The sequence below is a fragment of the Gilliamella sp. WF3-4 genome, assembly GCF_001690275.1.
GTDB lineage: Bacteria > Pseudomonadota > Gammaproteobacteria > Enterobacterales > Orbaceae > Gilliamella > Gilliamella apicola_C.
Window position 1 is genome coordinate 41354 of record NZ_LZGW01000052.1, and the last position, 25711, is coordinate 67064.

The window sequence follows — 25711 nt, forward strand, 5'->3', positions numbered from 1 at the left end:
ATAATGGTCAAGTATTTAAACACCCATTTAGGTTGTTCTGCAATAGTCAGTGGTAAACCGGCGTTAAAACTATGTGGTCGTCTTTGGTTATAATAACCGAATAAGTAACAGAACATGTCTGACTTGGTTTCAACTAAACGACGATAACCGGCCTTGGGGATCTATTCACTTTTCAAACTACGGAACAAGCGTTCAGTAGGCGCATTGTCCCAACAATTACCACGATGGCTAACCCTTTGTATTATTCCATAACGACTAAGGCGATGCCTGAATGCAACTAATAAATACTGGCAACCTTGGTCAGAATGGAACACTAAAGCTTTTGGTTTACCTCGTAAAGACCAAGCCATGTCTAATGCACTAATCTAATCACTAAATGACTATCTGCTTTATCTGATACGCTATAACTCACTACCCGCCGAGCGTGCAAATCGGCTACTATCGCCAAATAACCCCATCTTCCTCCCGCCCAAATATAAGTGATATCCCCTGTCCATACCTGATGTAGGCTAGTCGGGTTAAAGTTCCGTGATAGCTTATTGAGTAGTTCAAATTGCTCCTCGGTTGCACGATTAAAATGCCTTGCTTTGGGTTACTTACTGAATAATTTAACTTCTTTCATTAATTTTCTCACTTTATAATGACCAATCTTAATACCTTGCTGGTTCAGTTTTGTGGTTATCGTTCGACTGCCTGCTGAGCCTCTACTTTGTTTGAAGAGGATTTCACCTGTTGCCGGCGTTATTGCCTGATTTTGTTTTCCGGAAGCAAACGAGGGTTATAAAATGCTGCTTGAGATACTGCAAATAATGCGCAAAATCTATTTATTGGGTATTGCTCGCTTAACTGATAGCTTAACGCATATTTTTGTCTTCGTTCGACATTAAAAGAACGGTAGCCTTTTTAGTATTTCTTCCTCCAATTTAAGTCGTTTTATCTTTTTCTCTATGGTTTGAATTATTTGTTGCTCTCGGGTTAGCGCTTTTGATTTGGGCGTATAGCCATCAAGCACTAACTTTAACTAAGCAACCCAACGGCCCATTGCTGTTTACTTATCCCCATTGTGCTGTAGGCTTCCTGTACCAATTACCCGTGTCGCTGCACCTCGTTTAAATTTTACTGTAAATTTTTGTCGATTTATTGTCATTATTCACCTCATTTTGATAATTCTTGCGCTTTCTGACTTGTTACGACTGGTTGGCATCGATGGCATGCCACTGGAACTAATGCCAGCACTGCTGCTACTGACTTTATAGTCCGCTTTGTTTTCGATATCACTAAAGCTTATTGTACCCGTATCAAGGCGGTTTTTGCTCGGGTCTTCGGCTTCCGAGGAGATGACTGCCCCTTTTAGGTCGGTGTTGTTGTAAAAGAGTTCATGTTATTCTTAGCTATCATTCTTAAAATAAAAAATTAAATAAAATCAATACCTTTTCTGACCGATTTTTGTGAGTAAAACGGTGGGTTATTTTGTATTTTGAATAGGGAAAAACAAGTGCACTACGTGTAAAAATCAATTTAAAACTATTATTCTTCAGTTATTATTAGAGGACTTGGTGACAGTGTTAACTGCCACCAAATAAAAGCTTTATAAGCTATGTCAGGTTAAGTTTGAGCTACTACATTCAATTTCTTGTTTTAATGAATCCATAACTTACCTCTTAAAAGAATTGGAACCACTACGTATAAACTGATTATTTATATCTATCTGGAATAAAATCTTTATGCTCTATACTTTTTATAAGTACTAATAAATCATCTCTTCTCCACGATAATTCTTCTTTATCCATGCATGCTATATATTGATTGATTGATTGATTTATTTGTTCATCAGAACAATATTCCAACATAAAATTAATGCAATCTAGATATATAGTAATTTCACTTTCGGAAAGCCTTAAATCAAATAAAGTCACTGCATTAGCAACATATTCTTGTTTTAATAAATCCATAACTTACCTCTTAAAATAATTGGAGCTGCTACGTATAAACTGATTATTTATATCTATCTGGAATAAAATCTTTATGCTCTATACTTTTTATAAGCGCTAATAAATCATCTCTTACCCACGATAATTCTTCTTTATCCATGAATTCTGTATGTTGGTTTATTTGCTCATTGGTACAGTATTCCAACATGAAATTAACACAATCTAAATATATAGTAATTTCACTTTCGGAAAGTCTTAGATCAAATAACGTTACTGCATTAGCTACATATTCTTGTTTTAATAACTCCATCATTCACCCCTTAAAATAATTGGAAAACTTATCCCTGAACTCTTGCAGTTTTTCACTACTTGGTCGTGCCCAACGGCCTTTTTGAATTCGATCAAGAGTATTGCCTCTCTTGTTCACAATAGATGTAACTATTTCACCATCTGGTTCAATAATATGAGCTCTACCATTAGGGCCTAAAACAACCCATCGACCATCATCCTGAACAAGAATATCAGATGGCCTTGAGTTTTCAATATCGTTAATCACTTGACCTACTGGGCGTCCTTGTTTATTTCTAATTTCCGCACGCTCTCCTCGAGTTATTTCTGCGTTTATAGCATAATCTCGCCAATCTTTATCAGGGATCTGATTTCCACCAGTATCATGGCGAATATCAATATCATCTAAACCACCATCATGCCCAGTGTGATTTGGGCCTAATTTATCTGGATCTATAGGCGTGTACCCTGGGAAAGGAGGAGTCAGCTCTGGAATTGGATACCCTTCTAATTTGGGTTGATCATTAGGATCTATGGCTATTGTGTTTTTATAATCATTATAATAACGCTCATAAGTTTTTCGTACTGCGTCTTCAAGGAATTCATCTCCCATTGGATCGACTAATGCTAGATCAATTAGTCGCCGTTGTTGCAAAGTTAGGCTTTCTAAAAACGCTTGTGATTCTGCTGCTGTAAGACCTTTAGCCATTAATAGATCTACGGCATTAACACTAACTTGAGAGCCAATTTCACTTGGGCGTACTAGATACCACGTAGCTTTAGCTAAATTATTATTCTCAACCGCATTTTTCCCCGCAGCAATCCCCGTATTCACATCTTGGATATCTCCACCAGATGCTGCGATGGCAAGGCCTGTAGCTAGTTGGGATAGTGCGCTGATTTTTTGTCGCTCTTCTTGCGATAACTCTGTTACTGCTTTATCCGGATATAAAATGCCCGCTATGACTTCAGCACTACGTTCACTCGCTGCTGCCCCTAAACCTCCCGCTAAGGCTGAGTTGCCTTGTAGCTCGGCTAGCTATAGCATGCGCCTGCTAAGCTACCCGTGATATCACTTGTTTAGTAAAAAAATCCCAGCATTTAAACAAGAATATGTTATTTACCAAAAATATTAACTCCATAACGCCGGCATTCTAAATACCAGCAGGCAATTCCAGTAGGAAAGCCAAAGCAAGCCAATTTACAAGCTAGATATAGATCATTAATGTCATATTCAAAATCTATACTATACATAATAAAAAGTACTATTAAGACAGTTAACTCCATTATAATTCCCATGAAAAAAAACATGAAAGGAATTACGATCAAGCAAAATAATAATGCTAAATATTTCCTATTTTTTTTCATTTTTTTCTCCTTAAATTGTTTTTGAATCCAATTTCCTGTCGCATTACCGAATACACAATCGAATATATTACCACCAATAGCAAGAACAGAACTTTCAGTATAATGCTCTGTTATTCCCAAAAAGCCTTTATTTGCCTCATGAATATATTTATTTGTAGCTGGGTTAAAAATTGGTTGAAACCACTTTTCTACAAGTTTTCCTGTTCCATAACCTATAGCTGATGAACTTGCGCTTATTGCTACTCCTATAAAAGGGTTTTCACCATTTAACTCGCTTGATAATACACCACCTGCTGCATTCCAACCTATTGTTCCCCAAAGTCCAGAGCCAAGACCTCCAGTAATAGTGCCCGTTGCTGTTGAGATACCCGCATCCACCCAGTTAATACTACCATCTTCGTTAAAATAGTATTGGCTACCAATGCTAGCTATACCACTAAGAGAACCGCCAATTAAAGCTTCTTCAGGCAATAGAGGTAATATAATCGGTCAAAATATTAGTCCGATGGCGATTTTTCCCGCCATTTGACATCCCTCTCTATCATTTTCACAATTAGTTTGGGCGTAAATCATTTTTCTAATTTCTTCATCTGTTTTTCCTACAAATTGACCAGAAATTGCATTATTCTCAACCGCATTTTTCCCCGTAGCAATTCCCGTATTCATATCTTGGATATCTCCACCAGATGCTGCGATGGCAAGACCTGTAGCTAGTTGGGATAGTGCGCTGATTTTTTGTCGCTCTTCTTGCGATAACTCTGTTATTGCTTTATCCGGATATAAAATGCCCGCTATGACTTCAGCACTACGTTCACTCGCTGCTGCCCCTAAACCTCCCACTAAGGCAAGATTGCCTTGTAATAATAACTAAGGCTCATGCTAAGAAAAAATTAGTACTTGGAAAATTAATTATAGGGTTTGGTGACAGAATCAACCGTCACCTTTAACTGGTAAACACAAAAAATTTAAAATAAGGTCTATGTAAAAATCAAATATCATCTGTAGAGATAACATCAATTGCACCACAAGCCTTAAATAACCATTTTAAGGCACTTGATGAAAAAGGATCATCTAACGCTGTAACTTCGATTAGAAAATGAGTATTTTCAATTTCACCATCAAATTTATGTGCATTCCACCAAAACCACTCTCTAGCATCAGGTTCTAACCATCCAAGCCAATCAGATAAAGTCCATGCTTGATCTTTCTTAGCTTCTTCTAACCTCTGCTCATAAGTTAGATTATCCCATTGTATTTTTTGTTCTTTTAATTCTTCTTTCGTTAATTCTTTTGCACAATTATCAATAAACTTATCTGGTAATATTTTTAACCATTCTTCGAAAGATGGCCAAACAGGTTCTGAATTATAGTTTACTATTACTAATATTCTTTTAGCTAAGTTCAGTACTTCATCTACATCATTATTGCAATGAATAACAAATCTTGCTATTCCTACACCAGTTGTCTTTACTGTATAATCAGGGGGATTATCAAATCGCTCCCTTTCTAATAACAATTGTCTCATATATTCACTATTTATTACCATTTTACCGCTTCCTTAAATAATAGAGTTTTTTCAATTCATCAAATTGATGAGGTCTAATTCCATATTGTTTTTTTGCTTTAGTTGGATCTGCTATTACTGGTTTATCCTTATTAAACTTCACCTCTGATTCATATACCGCATTTTTCCGCGTAGCTATTGAAGTCCCCCAACATCACCCGCATTCCCCATACTGATAGCAGCAAGTCCAGCTGCCAGTTGCAATAATACGCTGATGTTTTGTTTTTTTGTTTGGTTGGATTTGATTTTGGGTTATTGTTGAGCTTGTTTTAGATTGTTTCTTGCCTTTTTATGAGATGTTGGTTTCAGCTCAGCGATATCTTGCCAAAGCTGAAAACCAATAAATCAAAAAAACATTCGCTATTTAGGAATTTTTCCTGTCCACCAAATCGGCTTTTCATCTGCTCCTAAGTTATCAAAAACAGATAAAGGTATATATCTATAATCAACAACATAAGGCACTTGAGCCATGCATACCATTACTGGCTCATACTTATAATCGGGTTCTGATTTAAACCATTCATGATTCATCTTGGCGGATTCAACACACTGATGAAATGCATAAAAGTAACGCTCAAAAATATCATATAAAGTTGATTTTGTTCTGTCTAAATCACTTTTGGCTTTACCTGATAAAATAGGCCCCCAATCAATGGCATCTCTATCTAACTGTTTAAACTCTTCCTCGACCAATTTCATTAAAGATTCAGCCGTATCTAGCTCTTCTAATTTTAAATATCGACGATATAAACGGTCTGTTAAAATAGACCAATCTTCTTTAGGATATTTCGGCAGCAGATAATATGAAATACAATCAAAAAATAATTTCATATCACTGTCTGTACCTAGAGGAAATACAGAGCTCCCTCCAAAAAAACCGGTATCTTCTGACATTATTCATTTACTCCTTATTTTCTTTTAAACCTAATTTGTTCTCGCTTAATGATCCCGTTAGATTTTTGAACGATTCCTTGTCTAATTTTGAACTCTAACGCTGGCGTTAAATGCTGCCCTCTAACATCTATCACAACATCTTGTCGCATACCATTTGGTAAATGTCTTTGTCGTTCAATTGCTTGTTTAGAAATATTATTAATCAGATTATCAGAATATTTTTCTATATCATAATTTTTTACTTCTATTGAGCAAGTTGTGCCATTACAAAAATCGGTTTTAGCATGTGGTTCGCATTCTCGGTATCTTGGCTTAATGCGTTGATATCCTGTTGTTGTTTGTCCTGATTGCGGATGATGAGTTGACCTTGCTCTATCGCTAAATGGGTAATGCTTGAGTCTTTTTCACTGTTATGGCACGCCATTTGAGCGCTCGCGCCACCTGTGCCTCCACTGACCAAGATATGGCTGACGTTAAATTCGGCTTTGTTTTTGATATCACTAAAGCTGATTGTGCCCATATCAAGGCGGTTTTTGTTCGGGTCTTCGGCTTCTGATGCTATCACGCCACTACCGGCGCAACAAACAATCAAAAAAATTAAATAAAATCAATGTGTTTTCTGACTGATTTTTAGTCGGTTATGCCGAATAATTGGCAATAATCTATTCCTGCTTGTAGTAAGATGATTTGTAATTATATACATCGTATTTCTTTTAACAATCAATCGCGCTGGTTCAATTAACTGTATTTTTTCTCTCATATAATTAGCAACAAAATAATAGTCGAGTTAATTTATACCAATCTTCATCAGATAAACCACTTGATGTCTTTCACCTGATCGATAAATCCTTTCATTTACCGTTTGCTGGATTTACTGTTGTTCTGGTGGAATAGTATTAGGAAATCGCTGTGCTACTTTCGGGTTTTACTCGACTGGTTTCACTGCCAAATAGCCAACTGTTGATCATTGAAATGGGTAAGCATAAAGACTATTACATAATAAGCGACATTAATAAAAATAACAGTATAAGCGTTTTAGCCTAACTTAAGCAGTGAGATTTCCTTTAGATTTTAAAGTATAGCGTAATTTATTGATTTTTTTTAATAATTAAATGGCGTCCCCTACAGGATTCGAACCTGTGACCTACGGCTTAGAAGGCCGTTGCTCTATCCAGCTGAGCTAAGGAGACTTAGATAGGATTTGTTGATTAGACGATGTGTATTATATAAAGCTATTTCTATCCGTCAATGATTTTTAATTATTTATTATATTAGATTAACAAAATATCACCAATTGAGTTTTTATTATTTTGATCATGGTAACGAATATCATTACTTAGGATTAATTTTTTATATTCCAAAACATATCGTATCTTTAAAAATTATTTATCCTATTATTCATTAATAACCTTTTGTTTTAATTATCTAATTTAGATAAATATTGTTCTCATTTCGCGGGGTTATTTGGCATAATGTTTCACATTGGTTCTTTTTCATTACTTCGATAATATGTGATAACTGTGATTTAAATTGATGTTGTTTGGTCATCAAATTTTCAGCAGATTTTGCTAGCATGGTGACGATTTTCAGTTTAGATTGGTCGGTTAAACAATCTGGTAAGTCCATCCACATTAATCCGCCTGCATAATATTTTAGCATTTCAGATTGCATCGCGTTAACGCTAAGTAGTGTTAGCGCACTTTTTTCCGAATCTGGCAATTCTTCATAAAATTGATTAACATATGGCGATATTGCAGCAAAATATTCTATATTAAAATTACTTAATAAAATAACTTCGGGTTGGAATCGTTTTAGATTATTAGTGAAATCTTGCTCCGTTATCGTGTTTAATTCATTGAGTGAAAAAGTTAAATAGGTTTCAACTAACCAATTAATATAATTGGTGATATTCAGTTGTTCTTCTAGCTTATCTTTTGACAAATCCGCAATAAGTTTAGGATCAGTAAATTGACTGAGTATTTCTTTCCCTGTTACTGTATCAAGCCTTGGTAAGTTTTTTTCGGCTTGAAATTTTTTAAGCAAGGTAAAAAATCGCAGGTTATAAGTTTTAGACTTTAACTCTGTCGCATTGGCAAAGCAGCAGGTAAAAATAAAAATAGCTGTAATGATAAACTTTATCGTTTATTGTTCCTTAGATAACAATGATTTTTAATTATTTAGTTATTTAATTTTAATTATTGACCGTTGATTATTTCGCTTTGGCTATTTGCGCCTTTAACATCGCTAACCGACTTTGGCCTTGTTGCATTTTTTTTTCGGGTGATAATGCATTACGCTGATCTTGCCAGGCTAAGTCGTCTTGTGGTAGCTCTAATAAAAATCGGCTCGGTTCAACTTGCAGTGTTTCGCCAAATTGTTTTCGTTGCCGACTAAATGAGAAGGTGAGTTCACGTTGTGCTCGAGTAATACCGACATAGGCTAAACGGCGTTCTTCTTCGATATTATCTTCATCAATACTGGTTTGGTGGGGTAATAAGCCTTCAGACATGCCGATCAAATAAACATAAGGAAATTCCAATCCTTTAGAGGCATGCAATGTCATGAGTTGAACCTGATCGAGCTCTTCTTCAGTCTCGTTACGTTCTAACATATCACGCAGGGTAAATCTGGCAACTGCTTGCTCAAGCGTCATTGCTTCATCAATATCATCACCTTGTAACATATCATTTAACCAACTAATCAACTGTTCAACATTGCGCATGCGCATTTGCCCTGCTGCTGGTGATGCGGATGTCTCGTAAATCCAACTTTCATAATGAATGCCATGCAGTAGTTCATAAATAGCATTCATGGGTTCTGTATGTGTTTTTTGAATAAGTGTATCGAACCAGTGAATGAAAACTTGTAATGATTCCATGCGTTTGCCAGATAAAAACTCGGTCAAGCCCATATCATGGCTTGCTTGGTATAAACTCACTCCTCGCTGATTAGCCCATTCGCCCAGTTTTTGAATGGTTGCAGGACCTATTTCTCGTTTGGGTGTGTTAATGATGCGAATAAAGGCATTATCATCATCAGGATTAGTTAATAAACGCAAATAGGCCATCAAGTCCTTAATTTCAATTCGCGAAAAAAACGATGTACCACCAGAGATTCGATATGGTACTCGGTATTGCATTAACATTTTTTCAATCAGTCTTGCCTGATGATTGCCACGATATAATATGGCATATTGGCCATATTGGCTGTTATTAGCAAAGCGATGACCAATAAGGTCATTAATCACTTTTTCGGCTTCATGCTCTTCACTATCGGCAGAAATAACTTTTAATACGTCACCATAACCCAGTTCGGAAAACAGTTTTTTTTCAAAAATATGTGGGTTATTTTCGATTAAAATATTTGCTACTTTTAAAATTCGACCTGATGATCGGTAATTTTGTTCTAGTTTAATCACTTCTAAATGGGGGAAGTCTTGTTTGAGTAATACTAAATTTTTGGGTCTTGCGCCACGCCAAGAATAAATAGATTGATCGTCATCACCCACAACGGTAAATTTAGCTCGGTTACCAACTAGCAATTTGATAAATTCATATTGGCTTGTATTGGTATCTTGATATTCATCAACTAATAAATAACGCACTTTATTTTGCCACTTTTCCCGCACTTGTTCGTTATTTTTTAATAGCAGTGTGGGCATTAAAATCAGATCATCAAAGTCTAAAATACTGCATGCTTTTAGCTGTTTTTCATAAAGCTGGTAACAATGGGCAAATAGTTTTTCTTTGTTGGTTTGCGCTCGGGCCATAGCAAGAGTTGAGTCAACAATATCATTTTTCCAATTTGAGATTGTTGCACGTAACTGATTTATCAGATCCTTATCACCCTCTAACCATTGATGAGTCAGCTCTTTAAGTAGCGCTATTTGATCATGATCATCAAATAATGAAAAGTTAGATTTTATACCTAAATGCTTGTACTCTCGGCGAATAATATCTAATCCTAGAGTATGAAATGTGGAAATTTTCAGCCCTCTGGCCTCTTGTTTACTAAGCGATTGGGCAATACGTTCTTTCATTTCACGTGCTGCTTTATTAGTAAAAGTTACAGCGACAATATGACGGGGTAAATATTCTTTCACCCGAATTAAATAGGCAATTTTATTGATGATAACCCGCGTCTTTCCTGATCCTGCCCCCGCTAAAACAAGGCAAGGACCTGAAACATATTCGACCGCTTTTTGTTGACTTGAATTTAAACGCACTAGATAAAAACCATTAGAAAAATTGTGGGCTAGTATATAACGATACACTAACTGCGTGCAATTGTTGTCATTATAAGCGAATATAATGACAATTTTAGGAAAACTATTCGATAAAAACTATTCTATAAACATTAAAGCTTGTTCTACCACATCGACTCCAGCTCCTTTTTTGTGCGCATTTTCGCTAAGATAACGTCGCCATTGTCTTGCACCTTTACACCCATTAAAGAGGCCTAAAGTGTGACGCATAATGTGGTTAAGCTGAGCACCTTGTGCTAACTGCTGTTCAATGTAAGGATAAAGAGCACGAATAGCCGATATCGGGTCGATGACAGAGGGCTTTTCACCAAAAATTTTCGAATCGATTTCAGTCAATAACCAAGGGTTTTGATATGCTTCTCGCCCTACCATTACGCCATCAACATATTGTAAGTGGTGTTTTATTTCATCCATTGTTTTTATACCACCGTTGATAGCTATGGTTAAATGAGGATAATCTTGTTTGAGCTTATAAACACGGTCGTAGTCAAGCGGTGGCACTTCACGATTCTCTTTAGGACTTAATCCCGATAACCAGGCTTTACGCGCATGTACAATGAATGTATTAGTATAAGGCATCACCTTTTCAATAAACTGGCATAAAAAAGCATAGCTATCAAAATCATCAATGCCAATTCGGGTTTTTACTGTGACTGGAATATCAACTTGATCTTGCATTTGTGCAACACAGTCTGCAACTAAATCAGCTTTTCCCATTAAACAAGCACCAAACATGCCATTTTGTACACGATCGGATGGACAACCCACATTTAAATTGATTTCGTCATAACCACGCTCTTGTGCTAATTTCGCACATTGCGCTAACGCTTTTGGATCACTCCCGCCTAATTGTAAGCAGACTGGATGCTCTTCATGATTAAACGCTAAATAATCGCCTTTACCGAATAAAATTGCCCCTGTTGTTACCATTTCGGTATACAGTAATGTTTGCTTAGTTAAAATTCGATGAAAATAACGGCAATGTTTATCGGTCCAATCCAGCATAGGGGCAATGGAAAATTTGTTAAGGGTTGAATTCATTGATACACCAATATTTATAGCTGTTTTTACTGATTATTTCAGAAATATTATTTTTGCTTATTTTTACCTATTTTGATATATTTTTTCATTATTAAACTTCCACGCCGATAGGAAGAATAATTTAAGGCAAATAATTTATGGCTTATTGTATCATAGATAAACCTGTCCGTGCAGACGAAACACTTCGCTATCGTTGCACCGTTGAAATAAAAAAACCAAGATAATTAATCATCAGCCAAAAGTATTTAGCAAGCAACAATATTTAGTAAGTAACAATATTTAGTAAGCAACAAATAGTAAAAGTATGAGTTATAAACCAATTATCGGAAATAGAACAATTCTGGACATGATTAAAAACAATATGTTATGTAAATCTTGATCAATAGTGATATTGCAAGTATGCAATTATCTGCCCTAAATGCCCATCACATCATTGAATATTGTAGAATGTCTAGCGGTATCAAGAACTAAACCTGTTGCTATCAACCCCCAAAAAGATGATAGAAAATGACTAAACACAGCATAAGAAAAATAAAAAAAGAAATTGTCAATTCTCTGGAAGCGAAGAAAGCATATAAAGATGCTGATAAAGCTTGGAAACTACGGAAAATTTTAATTGGGCTAGTGAACATGCAAACCATTTTTAGTTATCTTGGCGCATATAAGGTATAGGAACTTGATATATAGCAAATATTTATCTAACCAGCTAACAAATGCCAAGGTTACTTTTTTATCAAAATTAGTAAAATTTTTTAGTGAGTGGTAACTAATCAACCTCTATTACGTGTATTTAACTCAATTATGAAAATTGTTATTGAGCCCGCGTTTTATATAAACGTAACATAATGAGAATATCGAGCTCTTTAAAATCAGGAACAACACAAAAAAAAAGAATCATCTACCAAGATAATGTCTCATTGTCGGCTTGATTATTTTCTTCATACATCATTTGTATATTGATATAGCTACACATATCTAAACCACTAGTACAATAATCGCGGATCACTCGATCCATTATTTTTCTATTTTTTGCTTGAGTCGCTTTTTTAAATGCATTTAAATTTTCTCGTTCCATCATTCTTAAATTTGATGCTTGGCACATATCTAATTTACCACAATAGTCTTTTTTAACATTATCCTTAATATATTCCATAACTTCTTCCTTTTGAGCTTCTGAACCATCAAAGTCCATTGGATGAATAAATTTAGCGTGTGCAGCAGTAGAGAATAACATTGCGGTTAATATTAATTTTTTCAACATAAGGATTTCCTGTCTCGGTTATTGATTTTTATTAATAATACACTTTTTATGTTGTTTATGAAAGTTTAAAAATTTAAAGTGGAGTATTAGAATAAACACCGTGTTTTTATTAATCGGTAAATTTAACACACCAACAATACCTTTATTTAAATAGCAGAACAAAACCTCGGTATGAAAACTAGATCAACGGCAAACAAACTGAGAATGGGACATGTCAAAGATCTAGTAGATTAAATCGACATGCAGAGAGAAAAAGCAGAAAAGAGCTAGAAAAAGCGGATAATTAATAGGTTGGGGTCTTTGCTCTTGAAAATCTTTATGGCTATTGGAAATATTTTCTAATTACATTTATCACTTCAATTATTATCACTATTCTTTCTTTATTTAAGTAATGGCTAGTATTAATAATTAAAATTGTCATTTTTTTATGTATAAATAGTATAAATCAAAAAACCTCGTTATTTAACGAGGCTTTTATTTTTTAAGATTCAGGAGTAGCATTATCATCATCAGATTTGACATCAATTGGATCTGATATACCTTGTTTGTTCATCTCTTCTAATGATTTAGAACCGGCTAATTCGGTGGTTTTGATATCTTTTACTATGCCCATTTCATCAAAATAGATAGCAAAATTTCTTTGGCTAACGCCACCATGTTGTGGTTGCTGGCGGAAAATATAATACCAAATGTTATCACCAAAAACAGAAGTTAACATTGGTGAGCCCATAATAAAGACAACCTGTTCTTTGCTTTGACCAACTTGTAATAGCTCAATAGCATCTGGTGTTACATAATTGCCTTGGTTGATATCTGGTCTATATACCCAACGTTCAACAACTGAACATCCCGTTAATAAAACACTTGCTACAATTGCAAAGGCGGTAAATTTACGAAACAGCATCTAACATTATCCATAAAAAAATTATAATTTATATTATCGCTGATATTTTATCTAAGTGCTAGCCAAATTGATAAATTCTTTCACAATTAGCTAATAAGCTAAGCTATCATCAAACCATCATGCGAATTATTGCTTGACTTTTGTCGTGGTATCAACCAATTTAATAGCGTTACAATAAACATTATTTTAAATAATAAAAGGTAAAAAATGAAATTAGAGACAACAGAGCAAAAAGCAAGTTATGCTATTGGATTACAAATTGGTCAACAATTAAAAGACTCAGGATTAAACAATTTAGAGCTTAATGCATTAAAACTTGCAATGGAAGATGTTTTAGCGGGTAACCCTCCTGCCCTGCCTTTACAAGAACTACATGATGCATTACGCCATATACATGAACAAGCAACAAAAGAAAAAGCCAAACAAGCCGAAAAAATTGCTCAAGCAGGTAAAGATTTTCTTGCCAAAAACATTGAAAAAGATGGCATTAAATCAACTGAATCTGGTCTACAGTATGAAATCATTAAACAAGGCGACGGCGCTTTACCTAAAGCGACCGATCGCGTTCAAGTTCATTATACTGGGCAATTAATTGATGGCACGGTATTTGATAGCTCTGTAGAGCGTGGCCAACCTGCTGAGTTCCCAGTTAACGGTGTAATTAAAGGATGGGTAGAAGCACTACAACTTATGCCTGAAGGGTCGAAATGGCGTTTATATATTCCTCAAGAATTAGCCTATGGTGCTCAAGGTGCTGGCGCATCAATTCCACCATACAGCGCATTAATTTTTGATGTTGAACTATTAAAAGTTTTATAAAAAGTTATCTAAAAATTTTATAGATAGGTATGGACGCAATTTGGCGTCCATTTGTTTTAAACTATTATTTTGCGTGTTTTGCGACAAGCGGTAATTGTTTAGGAAGGAAATAAGCAGTCACAGCCGCCATCAACAATAAGATGCTAGCCGTACCAAAGGCAACTAAGTGGGTATGTAAATTATCATAAGCCCATCCACCAAGCCATGAGCCAATCATTGCGCCCACTTGATGAAAAAAATAGGTTAATCCAGAAAGTAATCCGACAAGCTTTACTCCATAAATATCAGCGGTAATTATGCCCGATAATGACAATGCACCCGCCCAAACCAGCCCTCCTACTGCTGCTATAGTAAAAAGCTGCCATTTGCTTGATGCTAAAACAAGAGCAATAAAACCTAATCCTCGGATTAAATAGACCATCATTAAAATATTTTTTCGTTGCACTATATCAGAAAGATACCCTAACACTAGAGTGCTAAAAATAGCGACTAAACCAATTAAACCAATAACGTTAGAACTGGTGATTGAATCAAAGCCGTGATCAACGAGCATTGGAACTCCATGTGTTCCTAATAAATTCATACTAAAACCACAGGTAAAAAGCCCAAAGCTTAGCTGCCAAAATGGACGTGTTTTTAATACGTCCATAAGTTTGATGCTATCATCTGTTTTTTGATTGATAACAGGATCTATATTCGGTGTTGCAATTTCAGATTGATTATCTTTCATAATAAAAAAGGCAATAGGCAATGCCATAATCATGAAGATCACCGCAAACGCAACTAGTGTGGTTTGTCAACCATAAATTGGAATGAAGAAAGCAAAAACAGGTAACATCACCGCCATGCCAGCCATACTGCCTGTTGATAGAATAAATAATGCTAACCCTCTTCGTTTGATAAACCAACGCGCCACAATAGGCGTAAAGCTGACAGAACCGACAAAAGAAGTACCAAAAGATAACGCAATACCAAAAGACAAGAAAAAGTTCCAATAATCATGAGAGTTCGCAGACCAAACCGTTGAGGCAATAATAATGATTGATCCTAATATGAGCACAAAGCGAGTGCCATATTTACTCTCTAAATATCCCGCTATTGGCGTGGCGATACCCGAAAAAAGCATACCAATAGCAATAATGCCAGAAAGTACGCTGCGACTAAAACCAAGATCGTTTGCAATAGGAAGAAAAAATACGCCCATGCTCATCCTTAATCCGCTAGAAAGCAACGTTAAAAGCGAGGCTGCAATAACAATATTCCAACCAAAATACCAAGGAGATCGCATCATAATTTTCACCTCTTTTTAAATAAAAAGCGCTCGAAATTTGTAGTATTTCAATTTGACATTATGTATAAGTTGCTTATTTTCCGCTATAATATTTATTTATCTATAGCCATAAAAAGTTAAGGAAAGTTATATGTCAACAAATATGATTCGTATCGCAATTGCGGGTGCCGGCGGAAAAATGGGACGACAGCTCATCCAAGCCGTTGCACAAATCGAAGGCGTGACTTTAGGTGCAGCATTTGAGCGCGAAGGCTCATCGTTGCTTGGTAGTGATGCAGGTGAACTGGCTGGAATCGGTATTTGTGGCATTAAAGTTACTGATAATTTACAACAAGCAAAAGAGCAGTTTGATGTATTGATTGATTTCACCCGCCCAGAAGGCACGCTGACTCACTTAGCATTTTGTGTCGAAAATAAAAAAATGATGATTATTGGCACCACCGGTTTTGATGAGGCAGGTAAACAAGCGATTGCCGATGCAGCAAAAAAAATTGCTATTGTTTTTGCTGCAAACTTTAGTGTTGGCGTTAACCTAGTGCTAAAACTATTAGAAAAAGCAACCAAGATCATGGGTAATTATACTGATATTGAAATCATTGAAGCCCATCACCGCCATAAAGTCGATGCACCATCAGGCACCGCATTAGCCATGGGCGAAGCGATTGCCGATGCACTTAATTGCAATTTAAACGATCGTGCTGTTTATTGTCGTGAAGGTCATACTGGCGAAAGACCACAAGGCGCTATTGGATTTGCTACTATTCGAGCAGGTGATATTGTTGGCGAACATACTGCTATCTTTGCAGACATTGGCGAACGGGTTGAAATTAGCCATAAAGCGTCGAGTAGAATGACCTTTGCCAATGGTGCCGTGCGTGCAGCACTATGGCTTGCCACACAACCCGTTGGTTTATATGACATGCGTGATGTGTTAAATCTCAATAACCTATAGTCGTAAAATGTTAGATGAATATTGGATGCAACATGCATTAATGCTTGCTAAACATGCCGAATCTATAGGCGAAATACCTGTAGGTGCGGTAATTGTTAATGAACATAATCAAATTATGGGCGAAGGCTATAATCAACCCATAAGTAAACATAATCCTACGGCTCATGCTGAAATTATGGCTATCGAGCAAGCAGGAAAACTTTTAACTAACTACCGCCTAATCAATACAACTCTTTATGTCACGCTTGAGCCTTGTATTATGTGTGCTGGTGCCATTATTCATAGTCGTATTAAACGTGTTGTTTATGGTGCAAGTGATTACAAAACTGGCGCCGCAGGTTCTTTTATTGATATTCTTGCTTATCCAAGTATCAATCACTATGCTGAAGTTACTGGCGGAGTGCTAGCTAATGAATGTAGTACTATTTTAAGTGATTTTTTTAAAAAACGGCGTTTACAAAAAAAGAAAGTTAAAGAGAGTGGTCAGACGGTTTTAGGTAACTAAGCATTTCAGTATAAAATATTAAAATTCATTCTTATCTTAGTTTGATAAAAAGTAAGTTTGCTTATTCTTTTTATCAAGGAAAATTGCTAGAATCTAATTAAATTTTTTTGAAAATTAACTTGAGCATTATTAATGAAAAAACACGAATTAAGCATGATGATATCATCAGATGATATCCAAAAACGAGTAATCGAGTTAGGTCAACAAATCAGTAAAGATTATCAACATAGTCAAAATGAGCTAATCTTAGTTGGACTTTTACGTGGTTCATTTATCTTTATGGCAGATTTAAGCCGAGCCATTACCGTTGGACACGAAGTCGATTTTATGACAGCATCAAGTTATGGTAATGCGGTGGTAAGTAATCGGGACGTCAAAATATTAAAGGATTTAGATGAAGATATCCGTGATAAAGATGTGTTGGTTATCGAAGATATTATTGATACCGGTAATACGCTTAGTAAGGTGATGGCGATTTTAAAATTACGTCATCCTCGTAGCATTGAAATTTGTACGTTATTAGATAAACCGTCACGTCGTGAAGTAGCTGTACCCGTAAAATATATTGGATTTTCCATTCCTGATGAGTTTGTGGTTGGCTATGGTATCGATTATGCACAACATTACCGCCATTTGCCTTATATTGGACATATAAAATTACTTGAATCTTAACAAATATCGAGGTGTATGTGTCACGATTTTCTTGGTCATTAGGCTTGCTTTTAGTGATATGCGCTACATCAAGTTATGCTGATATGAAGTTATCAATTAAGGGATTATCAGATGAACTTGCTGACAATGTCGATGCTCGTATATCATTAATCGCCCCCAATAAAATTGATGATACACCCAATTTTAAGCGTTATTTTGAAAATGAAGTGCAAAAATCGCTTCGTGCATTAGGTTATTATTCGCCGACTTTCGAGTATAACGCACAAAATCCTAAAGTTCTTGTTGTCAATATATCGCCAGGCGAGCCTGTGCTCGTTAAGCAACTCAATGTGAATATTACTGGTGAAGGTCAACACGATCCCGATTTTGAATATTTACAAAAAAACAACTTACCCAAAATCGGTGATATATTAAATCATGGTGTTTATGAATCATTTAAGAAAAACCTGCAAGATTTATCACTAAAAAAAGGTTACTTTGATGCCAATATGCCCAAGCATCAGTTAGCGGTTTTACTATCTGAACATCAAGCTTTTTGGAATATTGATTATACAACAGGTAAACGTTATCGATTTGGTAAAGTCACTTTTCATAATGCTAAAATCCGTAAAGATTATTTAGCTAATATTGTGCCATTTAAAGAGGGTGAAGAATATACGGCAGAGCAGTTGTCATTATTAAATAGGCGCCTTACCTCAACAAACTGGTTTAACTCAGTTGTAGTTGTGCCTGACTTTCCTCATTTAACAGAAGGTAAAATACTCCCAATTGATGTCGATACATCGCCTAGAAAGAAAAATAATATGGATCTAGGATTAGGATTTTCAACAGATAACGGTGTGCACGGAAAAATTGGCTGGAACAAACCATGGATCAATAGCCGTGGGCAGAGTTTTCAAAGTAATTTATCGCTATCCTCGCCAGAACAATTGGTTACGATGAGTTATAAAATTCCTTTAAAAAAATCACCGCTTGAACAGTATTACACCATTCAAGGTGGTTATAAAAAGATTGATAATAATGATACCTACTCACAATCTTATACGTTTGGCGCTTTACGCAACTGGGATAATTTCTATGGTTGGCAAACCGCTTTAGGTTTTAATGTATTACGTGATGACTTTACCCAAGGCGATGCTAGCTTTAGAACATTTTTATATTATCCATCACTTAGCTTATCTAGAATTCGTTCTGACGGTAATTTATTAACAATGTGGGGAGATTCTCAACGTTATTCGCTTGAAGCTGCTGGTGAATCATTAGGCTCTGATATTAATCTGATGCGCTTTCAAGCACAACACGCATGGATTCGCTCGTTACAAAAATCCCATCGATTTATAGCTCGTGGGAATTTTGGCATTATACAAGCAAACAATTTTGACCGTGTTCCACCGTCATTTAGATTTTTTGCTGGTGGTGAACGTAGTATTCGAGGTTATAGTTATCAATCTATTTCACCTAAAGATAAAAAAGGCAAGTTAAAAGGAGCCTCAAAACTCATCACTGGCTCACTTGAATATCAATATAATTTATCTGGCTCATGGTGGGGAGCCGCATTTGTCGATACAGGAGAAGCTATTGACAAAGTTGATAGAACTAAATTCTATACAGGAACGGGGATCGGCATTCGCTGGGCTTCACCTGTTGGCCCAATAAAAGTCGATTTAGCAACGCCACTTAACCAAAAAAGCGGTTCTATTCACCTATATATTGGTTTAGGAAGTGAATTATAAAATGAATAACAACACGGCTAGAATTAAAAAAGTAAAAAAATTAAAACGGATACGTAAATGGAAAAAACGAAGCGTTGCCATTTTATCTGTTATCGTTTTTCTCACTGTTTTTACTATTCTACTTATCTACACAAGTTTAGGTGTCAAAATAACCACTTATGTTTTAAATAAATTTTTACCCGAGCTAAAAATTGCCCAAGTTGAGGGTACGTTTCATGATCTACATATACAAGGGTTCTCCCTTGAATTACCAGGTGTTAATGTTCAAGTCAATGAGGCTTCATTGTCACTTTCTGGGCTTTGCTTACTAAAAACAGAAGTGTGTGTAGATCAATTTAATGCCAATGGGGTAAAAGTTTCCATTAACACCGAACAAATTGACAGTTCGCCAAGTGAATCAAGTGAGCCAGCAAGTGAACCTAATGAAGAAAACCTCTTCAAGCTCAAAACACCATTACCGATAGATCTTAAACATACCCACCTAACGGATGTCAATGTTATTGTTGATGATATGCAATTTGGCATGTCAGACTTTACAGGAAAAGCCACATGGGTGAATCATCAGATTTATGTATACCCTGCTGTTGCAACAGATCTAAGTGCTATTTTTGCGGATAAAACACTGACAAATCAAACCGTAACAACAACAGACAAAGACATTGCACTTAATGAAAAAATTACCGAGATTTTTAATCAACCGCTAATTGATTCATTGCCCCAAGTTAATATTCCATTAGATATTAATGTCACAAGTTTAACCGGTAATCATTGGTTATTACATATTGGTGGACAAGATTATCGATTTAATAACATTGCTATTCAAACCGATATTGTCAATAGTCACATTATTGTAAAACAAGCGGAATTTGATGCTAGCACCCCTTATGCCAATGGACATACTTCTGCCTCGGGCGAAATTACATTACACGATAACTGGCCTGTACTAGCATTAATTAAAGCGAATACTGAACAAAACCAATTAAATGCTCAGTTTTCAGGAAAATTGCTTGGCGAACTATTAGCTAATATAAAGATGAGTGGTTTAAATCAAATGGCTATGAGTGGGCACCTTAATTTTATTGAAAAATACTTACCTATAATGGCTCAACTTGAAGGTAAGCATATTCAATGGCCAATTGAGGGATCAGCACAATACCAGCTAGATGATTTTTCAACATCAATAAAGGGTAATGTAAAACAATATCAACTGTCAGCCAAAGGCAATATAAAGGGACAAGAACTAGCCAATACCAAGTTTGAGATTGTGGGCACAGGAACCAACCAAGACGCAATGATAGAGCGTGCCAACATAAAATTACCGCATGGGGAAATTAATGTAGCGGGAAACATAAGTTGGCTACAAGCATTACAATGGAATACAAGCCTAAAGCTAAATAATGTCGATCTCACTAACGAGCTACCAAGTTATCCTATTCGATTAAATGGTCTATTAAAAACAACTGGTAAGCTTGAAGAGGGTAAATGGATAGTAAATTTATCCGATTTGCAGTTAAAAGGTAATATTAATCATGCTGATTTTTTCGCATCTGGTAGCATGTCTAGTAATTTAGAAAATAAAATCTCTGCTAATAATCTTGTGATTAAATGGGGTAAAAATCAGATAGATTTAAATGGAGCGAACGATAAAGGCAACTTGTTAGCAAAATTGAATCTTGAATCATTACCGCTATTAGTTGATGGTATGCAAGGATCTATTGCTGGAAATATAAAACTCAATGGCACATCTGATAATGCAATCGTAGACACGAATTTAACCATTAATTCACTATCTTTCGATACAATAAAAATAGCTAAAGCCAATGTTACTGGCAAAGTGGAATATAAAAACCAAGCCAGTGGCAACATGAAGTTAACGGCTCAAACAATAGAGCTACCTGGTCAAACAATCAAAAAAGCCAATATTGAACTATCTGGCAGTGAAAACCTTCATACTTTAACGGTTGATATTGATGGTGAACCAGCATCATTAAAAACTTCGTTAATAGGAAAACTGAATAAAGCGCGTACAAAATGGAACGGAACGATTCCTCGTGCCCTACTACACTTAGGCAATAATAACAATTGGCAACTCACTAAATCAGTGGACTTATCTTATGATGTAGCCCATCAAGTGCCCAGTATTAATGCCCACTGTTGGAATAATAATCAGTCAAGTATTTGTCTTGATAAACAATTATCATTAACTAATAATACCAATACAAGCATTACCTTAAAAGAGATTAATCTGTCTAAATTGCCCATACCAACTGATGGTGAAACCAAACTTGCAGGTAATGTTAATGGTAAAGTCATCATACAATTTAATCATGATAGTATGCTACCATCAATCAAAGCCAATATAACTAGCTCTGATGTTTATATTCAACAAATGCTTACCTCAAAAGCGCTGCCTCTACCTTTCGATCTTTTTAAAATAGAGGCTGAGTTTAATGAGCAACAAGCCAAACTCGATTGGCATTTTAGTTTAAATAAGCTAGGAAAAATCAATGGTAACCTTGTTATCACTGATCCGGTAAAACAAAAAAAATTAAGTGGTCAATTAAATATCAATCAATTAGCTTTGGCAATTATTAATCCGTTATTGGATAGCAAAGATTACGCTAAAGGCGCTATTAATGGCACGGTTAAATTTTCTGGTTCACTAAATGATCCGTTACTAACTGGAAGTATTGGCTTAAAACATAGCGAAATAAAGTCAAGCCAATTACCCATTGATATTAAATCAGCCAAAGTTGATATCAATTTCAATGGAAAATCATCCACATTAAAAGGTATGTTAACTACGCAAGCAGGCAATGTTAATATTAATGGTAATGCCAGTTGGAATACCTTTGACAAATGGCAAGCTTCGTTAACCGTGAATGGAGCTGCTATGGAAGTTTCGGTGCCGCCAATGATTGTTATGACCATTGTTCCAGATATTAAAATCAATGCGACACAAGACGAATTAACATTATTAGGCAAAGTTAACATACCAAAAGGGAAAATAACGGTTGAATCACTTCCGCCATCAAGCATTGATGTATCTCCTGATGAAGTCATGCTTGATACAAATCGAAAAGAAATTAAACCACAAAAATTTGGCATGAACATCTTTAGCCACCTTGAGATCAATATTGGAGATAAAGTCACTGTTGATGCATTTGGGTTAAATGCCTCTCTTAAAGGTAATCTGATTGCGACACAAACCAATAAAGGACTTGATCTGCATGGAGAAGTGTTGATACCAACAGGTCGGTTCCACGCCTATGGGCAAGATTTAATTATTCATAAAGGCATTATCACATTCTCAGGATCGGCAGATCAAGCTAGGCTTGATATTGAAGCTATACGCAATCCTGAATCAATGGATAATAGCAATATCATGGCGGGAATTCGCGTTACAGGATCGTCTCAATCACCTAAAATTGAAATATTCTCAGACCCAGCTATGTCACAACAAGAAGCCCTTTCCTACATAATTCGCGGTCAAGGGCTTGATAGCGCAGAACAAAGTGATAGCGACATGATGACAGCACTGCTAGTTGGTATTGGCACAGCAAAAACAGGTAAATATGTTGGCGATATCGGTAACCTATTTGGTATCAAAAATCTAACACTTGATACACAAGGCGCAGGCAATAGCTCTAAAGTTGTAGTTAGCGGTTATATATTACCTAATTTGCAACTCAAATATGGCGTTGGTATATTTGATTCATTAGCTACATTTACTTTACGTTATCGTTTAATGCCGAGCCTCTATTTAGAGGCTACATCAAGCTTAGCGCAAACATTAGATCTAATTTATCAATTTGATTTTTAAGCTGAATAAAATTTGAATAACCATTTTGCCTTGCCAAACTCCTTGGCAAGGCTACTTATCTTTATAACCAATTAACATTTCACGCTTAACCCCATACCCCTTACGTTTAAGCACGTTAAATCCTGCATTAAGCAAATTTCGCCGCACAAATCCAGCCGCAGTAAAAGTGGCAAATGAGCCATTTAAGGCAGTTAATGCATAACAATCTTTAAATAAGGATTCTGTCCACATATCTGGATTTTTTGCTGGCGAAAACCCATCAAAAAACCAAGCATCAACAAGTACCTTTTGTTTAGTTAAAAATGTCGAAAAATGGCTGATATCAGCATAACATATCGCTAAACTGACGTTATCAAACTGGCAAGAAGAGTTAATTAAACCGTTTTGAAGTCGCCTAGCTAACAAAAATAGGGGGTTATTTTTAGAAATCACACTATCATGAACCTTTATTAATTCATCTAACGATAGTGGGTATTTTTCGATACTAAAAAAAGCAAGGTGTTTAAGTATATGTTCTGGGTTGTGACGTCTAAAATGCAAAAAAGATTGCCATAAGATCAAAAAGCTCAATCCAGAGCCAAAGCCTGTTTCGCCAACAACAAAGGTATCTTTGTTATGCTCAACAAAGCGTTGCTGTAAATTATTACCATCTATAAATACATACGTTGTTTCATCAACTGCGCCTTGCGTATTAAAATACACATCATCAAAATAAGTAGAAACAGGTATCTGATTTTCATCCCAAATAATAGTCGATTTATGCATAAACCACCTTGAATAACTGTTTTTAACAAACTGTATATTAACTCAGATTATGTATATAATACGCCAAGTCAACTTATGAGGTAAATTATGGTATTTCTTTTTCGCTTAATTAGCGTTGTAATAATCGGTATTATCATTTGTGTCTTAGGCATCATTTTTTGCCTACTTAACCCAAGAAATCCCAAAAATGTAGCAAGATTTGCTCATTTGTTTGGGTTTGTCTTTAAACCCATAATGGGCATAAAAGTTGATACTCGCATCTATCCGGATATTGATAAATTAGGTAGTTGCGTATATATCGCTAATCATCAAGATAATTACGATGTAATTGTAGCCGCTAATGTACTACAGCCCAAAACGGTTACCGTAGGTAAAAAAAGCTTAGCTTGGATTCCTTTTTTTGGGCAACTTTACTATCTTACAGGCAATATTCTTATTGATCGGGACAATAAATCAAAAGCGCGCAATACAATCGGAAAAGTCGTCAATGAAATTAAGAAACGCGGTATATCTATCTGGATGTTTCCTGAAGGCACTCGTAGCCGTGGTCGAGGACTATTGCCATTTAAAACAGGTGCATTTAAAGCAGCAATTGCTGCTGGTGTACCAATTGTGCCAATTTGTGTATCGCAAACCAATGACATTAAATTAAACCGTTTAAATAATGGCCATATGATTGTTGAAATGCTAGAACCAATTGAAACCAAAAATCTATGCAAAGAAGATGCTAGAGCATTAATGGAACAATGCTACACGAAGATGGCAAACAAAATAGCACAAATAAATGATGAAGCAAAACAGTTGAACAATCAAAAATAACTTATGAATAAACAAGATCGCAATTTTGATGATATCAGCAACAAGTTTGCACAAAACATTTATGGCACAACCAAAGGTAAAATTCGCGAAGCGATAGTTTGGCAAACACTAGAAGAGATCCTAGCAACCTACCCACCTAATAGGCCACTCACCATACTTGATGCGGGCGGAGGGCAAGGTCAAATTGCCTGCCGTCTTGCAAAACTTGGGCATCAAGTCACACTTTGCGATATCTCAGAACAAATGTTAGCACTTGCTAAACAAAAAGCACAGATAGAAAACGTAAAGATAAATTGTCTTTGCTGCCCGATTCAGCAGCTTGATAGCTTAATTAACCAACCTTTTGATTTAGTTATTTGTCATGCTGTATTAGAATGGATCGCTGAACCAATTGCGTTATTAAAAGCATTAAAAAAACATCTTAAACCCGATGGCTACTTATCGTTAATGTTTTATAACTATCATGCCCTTTTATTTAAAACTGTCACATTAGGTAATTTTGGCTATACACAAGCAGGTTTAGCTAAGCGCAAAAAAAAGACGCTTTCGCCCGATTTTCCAAGAGAACCCATTGATGTATATCAATGGCTTAATCAAATCGATTTTACCATCCTACAAAAAACAGGCATTCGTATTTTCCACGACTATCTTGCCAATAAAGCCAAAGCAGAAACTCACTTTGAGCAACTATTAGAACTTGAACAAAAGTACTGCCAAACTGAGCCTTATCTTAATTTGGCCAGATATATTTTAGTTACAGCAAAATTAAGATAATTTTATAAATAGTCTGGCTTTCATTCACGTTTTTTTAAATGAT

Annotated in this window: 25 protein-coding genes, 1 tRNA gene and 3 pseudogenes; 10 read left to right on the forward strand and 19 right to left on the reverse strand. The window is 35.7% G+C overall.

What is annotated here, in order from left to right; all coding sequences use genetic code 11:
* Positions 1-161: 161 nt before the first annotated feature.
* From A9G47_RS13685 to A9G47_RS14530, 6 genes and pseudogenes are all read right to left on the reverse strand, one after another.
* On the reverse strand, positions 162-350 hold the full coding sequence (locus A9G47_RS13685; RefSeq protein WP_081303656.1) for a DDE-type integrase/transposase/recombinase: 189 nt from the start codon (positions 348-350) through the stop codon (positions 162-164).
* A 2-nt stretch (positions 351-352) separates the two neighbouring features.
* A pseudogene (locus A9G47_RS15080) lies at positions 353-493 on the reverse strand (IS3 family transposase); the annotation flags it as partial.
* Positions 494-592: 99 nt separating this feature from the next.
* A complete protein-coding gene (locus A9G47_RS15085) occupies positions 593-745 on the reverse strand; it encodes an IS3 family transposase (protein ID WP_081303669.1) in 153 nt (50 codons plus the stop codon).
* A 949-nt stretch (positions 746-1694) separates the two neighbouring features.
* Positions 1695-1952, reverse strand: coding sequence for a hypothetical protein (locus A9G47_RS11625; protein ID WP_065642952.1), 258 nt, complete (start codon positions 1950-1952; stop codon positions 1695-1697).
* Between the two features lie 43 nt (positions 1953-1995).
* Positions 1996-2241, reverse strand: a complete 246-nt coding sequence (locus A9G47_RS11630) for a hypothetical protein (protein WP_065643013.1) — start codon at positions 2239-2241, stop codon at positions 1996-1998.
* Between the two features lie 3 nt (positions 2242-2244).
* The gene (locus A9G47_RS14530; RefSeq protein WP_218057478.1) at positions 2245-3183 is read right to left on the reverse strand and encodes a VENN motif pre-toxin domain-containing protein; all 939 of its coding nucleotides are present in this window, start codon (positions 3181-3183) and stop codon (positions 2245-2247) included.
* On the opposite strand from A9G47_RS14530, the gene A9G47_RS14535 reads away from it, so the two are divergent.
* The gene (locus tag A9G47_RS14535) at positions 3083-3289 is read left to right on the forward strand and encodes a hypothetical protein (RefSeq protein WP_065642953.1); all 207 of its coding nucleotides are present in this window, start codon (positions 3083-3085) and stop codon (positions 3287-3289) included. The two genes, A9G47_RS14530 and A9G47_RS14535, sit on opposite strands and share 101 nt — an antisense overlap.
* A 46-nt stretch (positions 3290-3335) precedes the next feature.
* On the opposite strand, the gene A9G47_RS11645 is transcribed toward A9G47_RS14535, so the two are convergent.
* From A9G47_RS11645 to dusA, 9 genes are all read right to left on the reverse strand, one after another.
* On the reverse strand, positions 3336-4058 hold the full coding sequence (locus tag A9G47_RS11645; protein WP_065642954.1) for a hypothetical protein: 723 nt from the start codon (positions 4056-4058) through the stop codon (positions 3336-3338).
* Positions 4059-4076: 18 nt separating this feature from the next.
* Entirely contained in the window at positions 4077-4427 is a 351-nt protein-coding gene (locus A9G47_RS11650) for a VENN motif pre-toxin domain-containing protein (RefSeq protein ID WP_065642955.1), read from the reverse strand.
* Positions 4428-4575: 148 nt separating this feature from the next.
* A complete protein-coding gene (locus tag A9G47_RS11655; protein WP_065642956.1) occupies positions 4576-5133 on the reverse strand; it encodes a hypothetical protein in 558 nt (185 codons plus the stop codon).
* 378 nt (positions 5134-5511) lie between these two features.
* On the reverse strand, positions 5512-6045 hold the full coding sequence (locus A9G47_RS11660; protein WP_065642957.1) for a hypothetical protein: 534 nt from the start codon (positions 6043-6045) through the stop codon (positions 5512-5514).
* 244 nt (positions 6046-6289) lie between these two features.
* A complete protein-coding gene (locus A9G47_RS11665; protein WP_065642958.1) occupies positions 6290-6610 on the reverse strand; it encodes a hypothetical protein in 321 nt (106 codons plus the stop codon).
* 548 nt (positions 6611-7158) lie between these two features.
* A tRNA-Arg gene (locus A9G47_RS11670) sits at positions 7159-7235 on the reverse strand.
* Between the two features lie 235 nt (positions 7236-7470).
* Positions 7471-8088, reverse strand: coding sequence for a hypothetical protein (locus A9G47_RS11675; RefSeq protein ID WP_065642959.1), 618 nt, complete (start codon positions 8086-8088; stop codon positions 7471-7473).
* Positions 8089-8254: 166 nt separating this feature from the next.
* Positions 8255-10270 (reverse strand): DNA helicase Rep, encoded by a 2016-nt coding sequence (rep, locus tag A9G47_RS11680; RefSeq protein ID WP_065580091.1) that lies wholly within the window; start codon positions 10268-10270, stop codon positions 8255-8257.
* A gap of 117 nt (positions 10271-10387) precedes the next feature.
* On the reverse strand, positions 10388-11350 hold the full coding sequence (dusA, locus tag A9G47_RS11685) for a tRNA dihydrouridine(20/20a) synthase DusA (protein ID WP_065567275.1): 963 nt from the start codon (positions 11348-11350) through the stop codon (positions 10388-10390).
* A 507-nt stretch (positions 11351-11857) separates the two neighbouring features.
* Here dusA and A9G47_RS14370 point away from each other — a divergent pair.
* Positions 11858-12022 carry a hypothetical protein gene (locus A9G47_RS14370; RefSeq protein ID WP_176700708.1) on the forward strand — a complete coding sequence of 55 codons (165 nt, stop codon included), beginning with the start codon at positions 11858-11860 and terminating at the stop codon, positions 12020-12022.
* A 226-nt stretch (positions 12023-12248) separates the two neighbouring features.
* On the opposite strand, the gene A9G47_RS11690 is transcribed toward A9G47_RS14370, so the two are convergent.
* Positions 12249-12611 (reverse strand): hypothetical protein, encoded by a 363-nt coding sequence (locus A9G47_RS11690; protein ID WP_065588704.1) that lies wholly within the window; start codon positions 12609-12611, stop codon positions 12249-12251.
* A gap of 481 nt (positions 12612-13092) precedes the next feature.
* The gene (gene bamE / locus A9G47_RS11695; RefSeq protein ID WP_065567273.1) at positions 13093-13515 is read right to left on the reverse strand and encodes an outer membrane protein assembly factor BamE; all 423 of its coding nucleotides are present in this window, start codon (positions 13513-13515) and stop codon (positions 13093-13095) included.
* 207 nt (positions 13516-13722) lie between these two features.
* On the opposite strand from bamE, the gene A9G47_RS11700 reads away from it, so the two are divergent.
* On the forward strand, positions 13723-14334 hold the full coding sequence (locus A9G47_RS11700; RefSeq protein WP_065642960.1) for an FKBP-type peptidyl-prolyl cis-trans isomerase: 612 nt from the start codon (positions 13723-13725) through the stop codon (positions 14332-14334).
* A gap of 64 nt (positions 14335-14398) precedes the next feature.
* On the opposite strand, the pseudogene A9G47_RS14695 reads toward A9G47_RS11700, so the two are convergent.
* Positions 14399-15625 (reverse strand): annotated as a pseudogene (locus A9G47_RS14695) (MFS transporter).
* 130 nt (positions 15626-15755) lie between these two features.
* On the opposite strand from A9G47_RS14695, the gene dapB reads away from it, so the two are divergent.
* From dapB to tamB, 5 genes are all read left to right on the forward strand, one after another.
* Positions 15756-16577, forward strand: a complete 822-nt coding sequence (gene dapB, locus A9G47_RS11710; RefSeq protein ID WP_065580087.1) for a 4-hydroxy-tetrahydrodipicolinate reductase — start codon at positions 15756-15758, stop codon at positions 16575-16577.
* 7 nt (positions 16578-16584) lie between these two features.
* The gene (gene tadA, locus A9G47_RS11715) at positions 16585-17082 is read left to right on the forward strand and encodes a tRNA adenosine(34) deaminase TadA (RefSeq protein WP_065582718.1); all 498 of its coding nucleotides are present in this window, start codon (positions 16585-16587) and stop codon (positions 17080-17082) included.
* Positions 17083-17214: 132 nt separating this feature from the next.
* Complete coding sequence (gene hpt, locus A9G47_RS11720) at positions 17215-17754, forward strand: hypoxanthine phosphoribosyltransferase (RefSeq protein ID WP_065567268.1); 540 nt, start codon at positions 17215-17217, stop codon at positions 17752-17754.
* A 17-nt stretch (positions 17755-17771) separates the two neighbouring features.
* Complete coding sequence (gene tamA / locus A9G47_RS11725; RefSeq protein WP_065642961.1) at positions 17772-19487, forward strand: autotransporter assembly complex protein TamA; 1716 nt, start codon at positions 17772-17774, stop codon at positions 19485-19487.
* A gap of 1 nt (position 19488) precedes the next feature.
* The gene (gene tamB, locus A9G47_RS11730) at positions 19489-23310 is read left to right on the forward strand and encodes an autotransporter assembly complex protein TamB (RefSeq protein WP_065642962.1); all 3822 of its coding nucleotides are present in this window, start codon (positions 19489-19491) and stop codon (positions 23308-23310) included.
* 66 nt (positions 23311-23376) lie between these two features.
* On the opposite strand, the pseudogene mnmD reads toward tamB, so the two are convergent.
* A pseudogene (mnmD, locus tag A9G47_RS11735) lies at positions 23377-24075 on the reverse strand (tRNA (5-methylaminomethyl-2-thiouridine)(34)-methyltransferase MnmD); the annotation flags it as partial.
* A gap of 87 nt (positions 24076-24162) precedes the next feature.
* On the opposite strand from mnmD, the gene A9G47_RS11740 reads away from it, so the two are divergent.
* Together A9G47_RS11740 and A9G47_RS11745 are read left to right on the forward strand one after the other, a co-directional pair.
* Entirely contained in the window at positions 24163-24894 is a 732-nt protein-coding gene (locus A9G47_RS11740; RefSeq protein WP_065567264.1) for a 1-acylglycerol-3-phosphate O-acyltransferase, read from the forward strand.
* Between the two features lie 3 nt (positions 24895-24897).
* Entirely contained in the window at positions 24898-25668 is a 771-nt protein-coding gene (locus A9G47_RS11745; RefSeq protein WP_065580081.1) for a methyltransferase domain-containing protein, read from the forward strand.
* Positions 25669-25711: the final 43 nt, after the last annotated feature.

What these genes read in the sequence shown, in the direction of transcription:
- A9G47_RS13685 (WP_081303656.1), bottom strand. Translation starts at nt 350, where the DNA reads ATGGCTTGGTCTTTACGAGGTAAACCAAAAGCTTTAGTGTTCCATTCT.
- A9G47_RS11625 (WP_065642952.1), bottom strand. Translation starts at nt 1,952, where the DNA reads ATGGATTTATTAAAACAAGAATATGTTGCTAATGCAGTGACTTTATTT.
- A9G47_RS11630 (WP_065643013.1), bottom strand. Translation starts at nt 2,241, where the DNA reads ATGGAGTTATTAAAACAAGAATATGTAGCTAATGCAGTAACGTTATTT.
- A9G47_RS14535 (WP_065642953.1), top strand. Translation starts at nt 3,083, where the DNA reads ATGGCAAGGCCTGTAGCTAGTTGGGATAGTGCGCTGATTTTTTGTCGC.
- A9G47_RS11655 (WP_065642956.1), bottom strand. Translation starts at nt 5,133, where the DNA reads ATGGTAATAAATAGTGAATATATGAGACAATTGTTATTAGAAAGGGAG.
- A9G47_RS11660 (WP_065642957.1), bottom strand. Translation starts at nt 6,045, where the DNA reads ATGTCAGAAGATACCGGTTTTTTTGGAGGGAGCTCTGTATTTCCTCTA.
- dusA (WP_065567275.1), bottom strand. Translation starts at nt 11,350, where the DNA reads ATGAATTCAACCCTTAACAAATTTTCCATTGCCCCTATGCTGGATTGG.
- A9G47_RS14370 (WP_176700708.1), top strand. Translation starts at nt 11,858, where the DNA reads ATGACTAAACACAGCATAAGAAAAATAAAAAAAGAAATTGTCAATTCT.
- A9G47_RS11690 (WP_065588704.1), bottom strand. Translation starts at nt 12,611, where the DNA reads ATGTTGAAAAAATTAATATTAACCGCAATGTTATTCTCTACTGCTGCA.
- bamE (WP_065567273.1), bottom strand. Translation starts at nt 13,515, where the DNA reads ATGCTGTTTCGTAAATTTACCGCCTTTGCAATTGTAGCAAGTGTTTTA.
- A9G47_RS11700 (WP_065642960.1), top strand. Translation starts at nt 13,723, where the DNA reads ATGAAATTAGAGACAACAGAGCAAAAAGCAAGTTATGCTATTGGATTA.
- dapB (WP_065580087.1), top strand. Translation starts at nt 15,756, where the DNA reads ATGTCAACAAATATGATTCGTATCGCAATTGCGGGTGCCGGCGGAAAA.
- tadA (WP_065582718.1), top strand. Translation starts at nt 16,585, where the DNA reads ATGTTAGATGAATATTGGATGCAACATGCATTAATGCTTGCTAAACAT.
- hpt (WP_065567268.1), top strand. Translation starts at nt 17,215, where the DNA reads ATGAAAAAACACGAATTAAGCATGATGATATCATCAGATGATATCCAA.
- tamB (WP_065642962.1), top strand. Translation starts at nt 19,489, where the DNA reads ATGAATAACAACACGGCTAGAATTAAAAAAGTAAAAAAATTAAAACGG.
- A9G47_RS11740 (WP_065567264.1), top strand. Translation starts at nt 24,163, where the DNA reads ATGGTATTTCTTTTTCGCTTAATTAGCGTTGTAATAATCGGTATTATC.
- A9G47_RS11745 (WP_065580081.1), top strand. Translation starts at nt 24,898, where the DNA reads ATGAATAAACAAGATCGCAATTTTGATGATATCAGCAACAAGTTTGCA.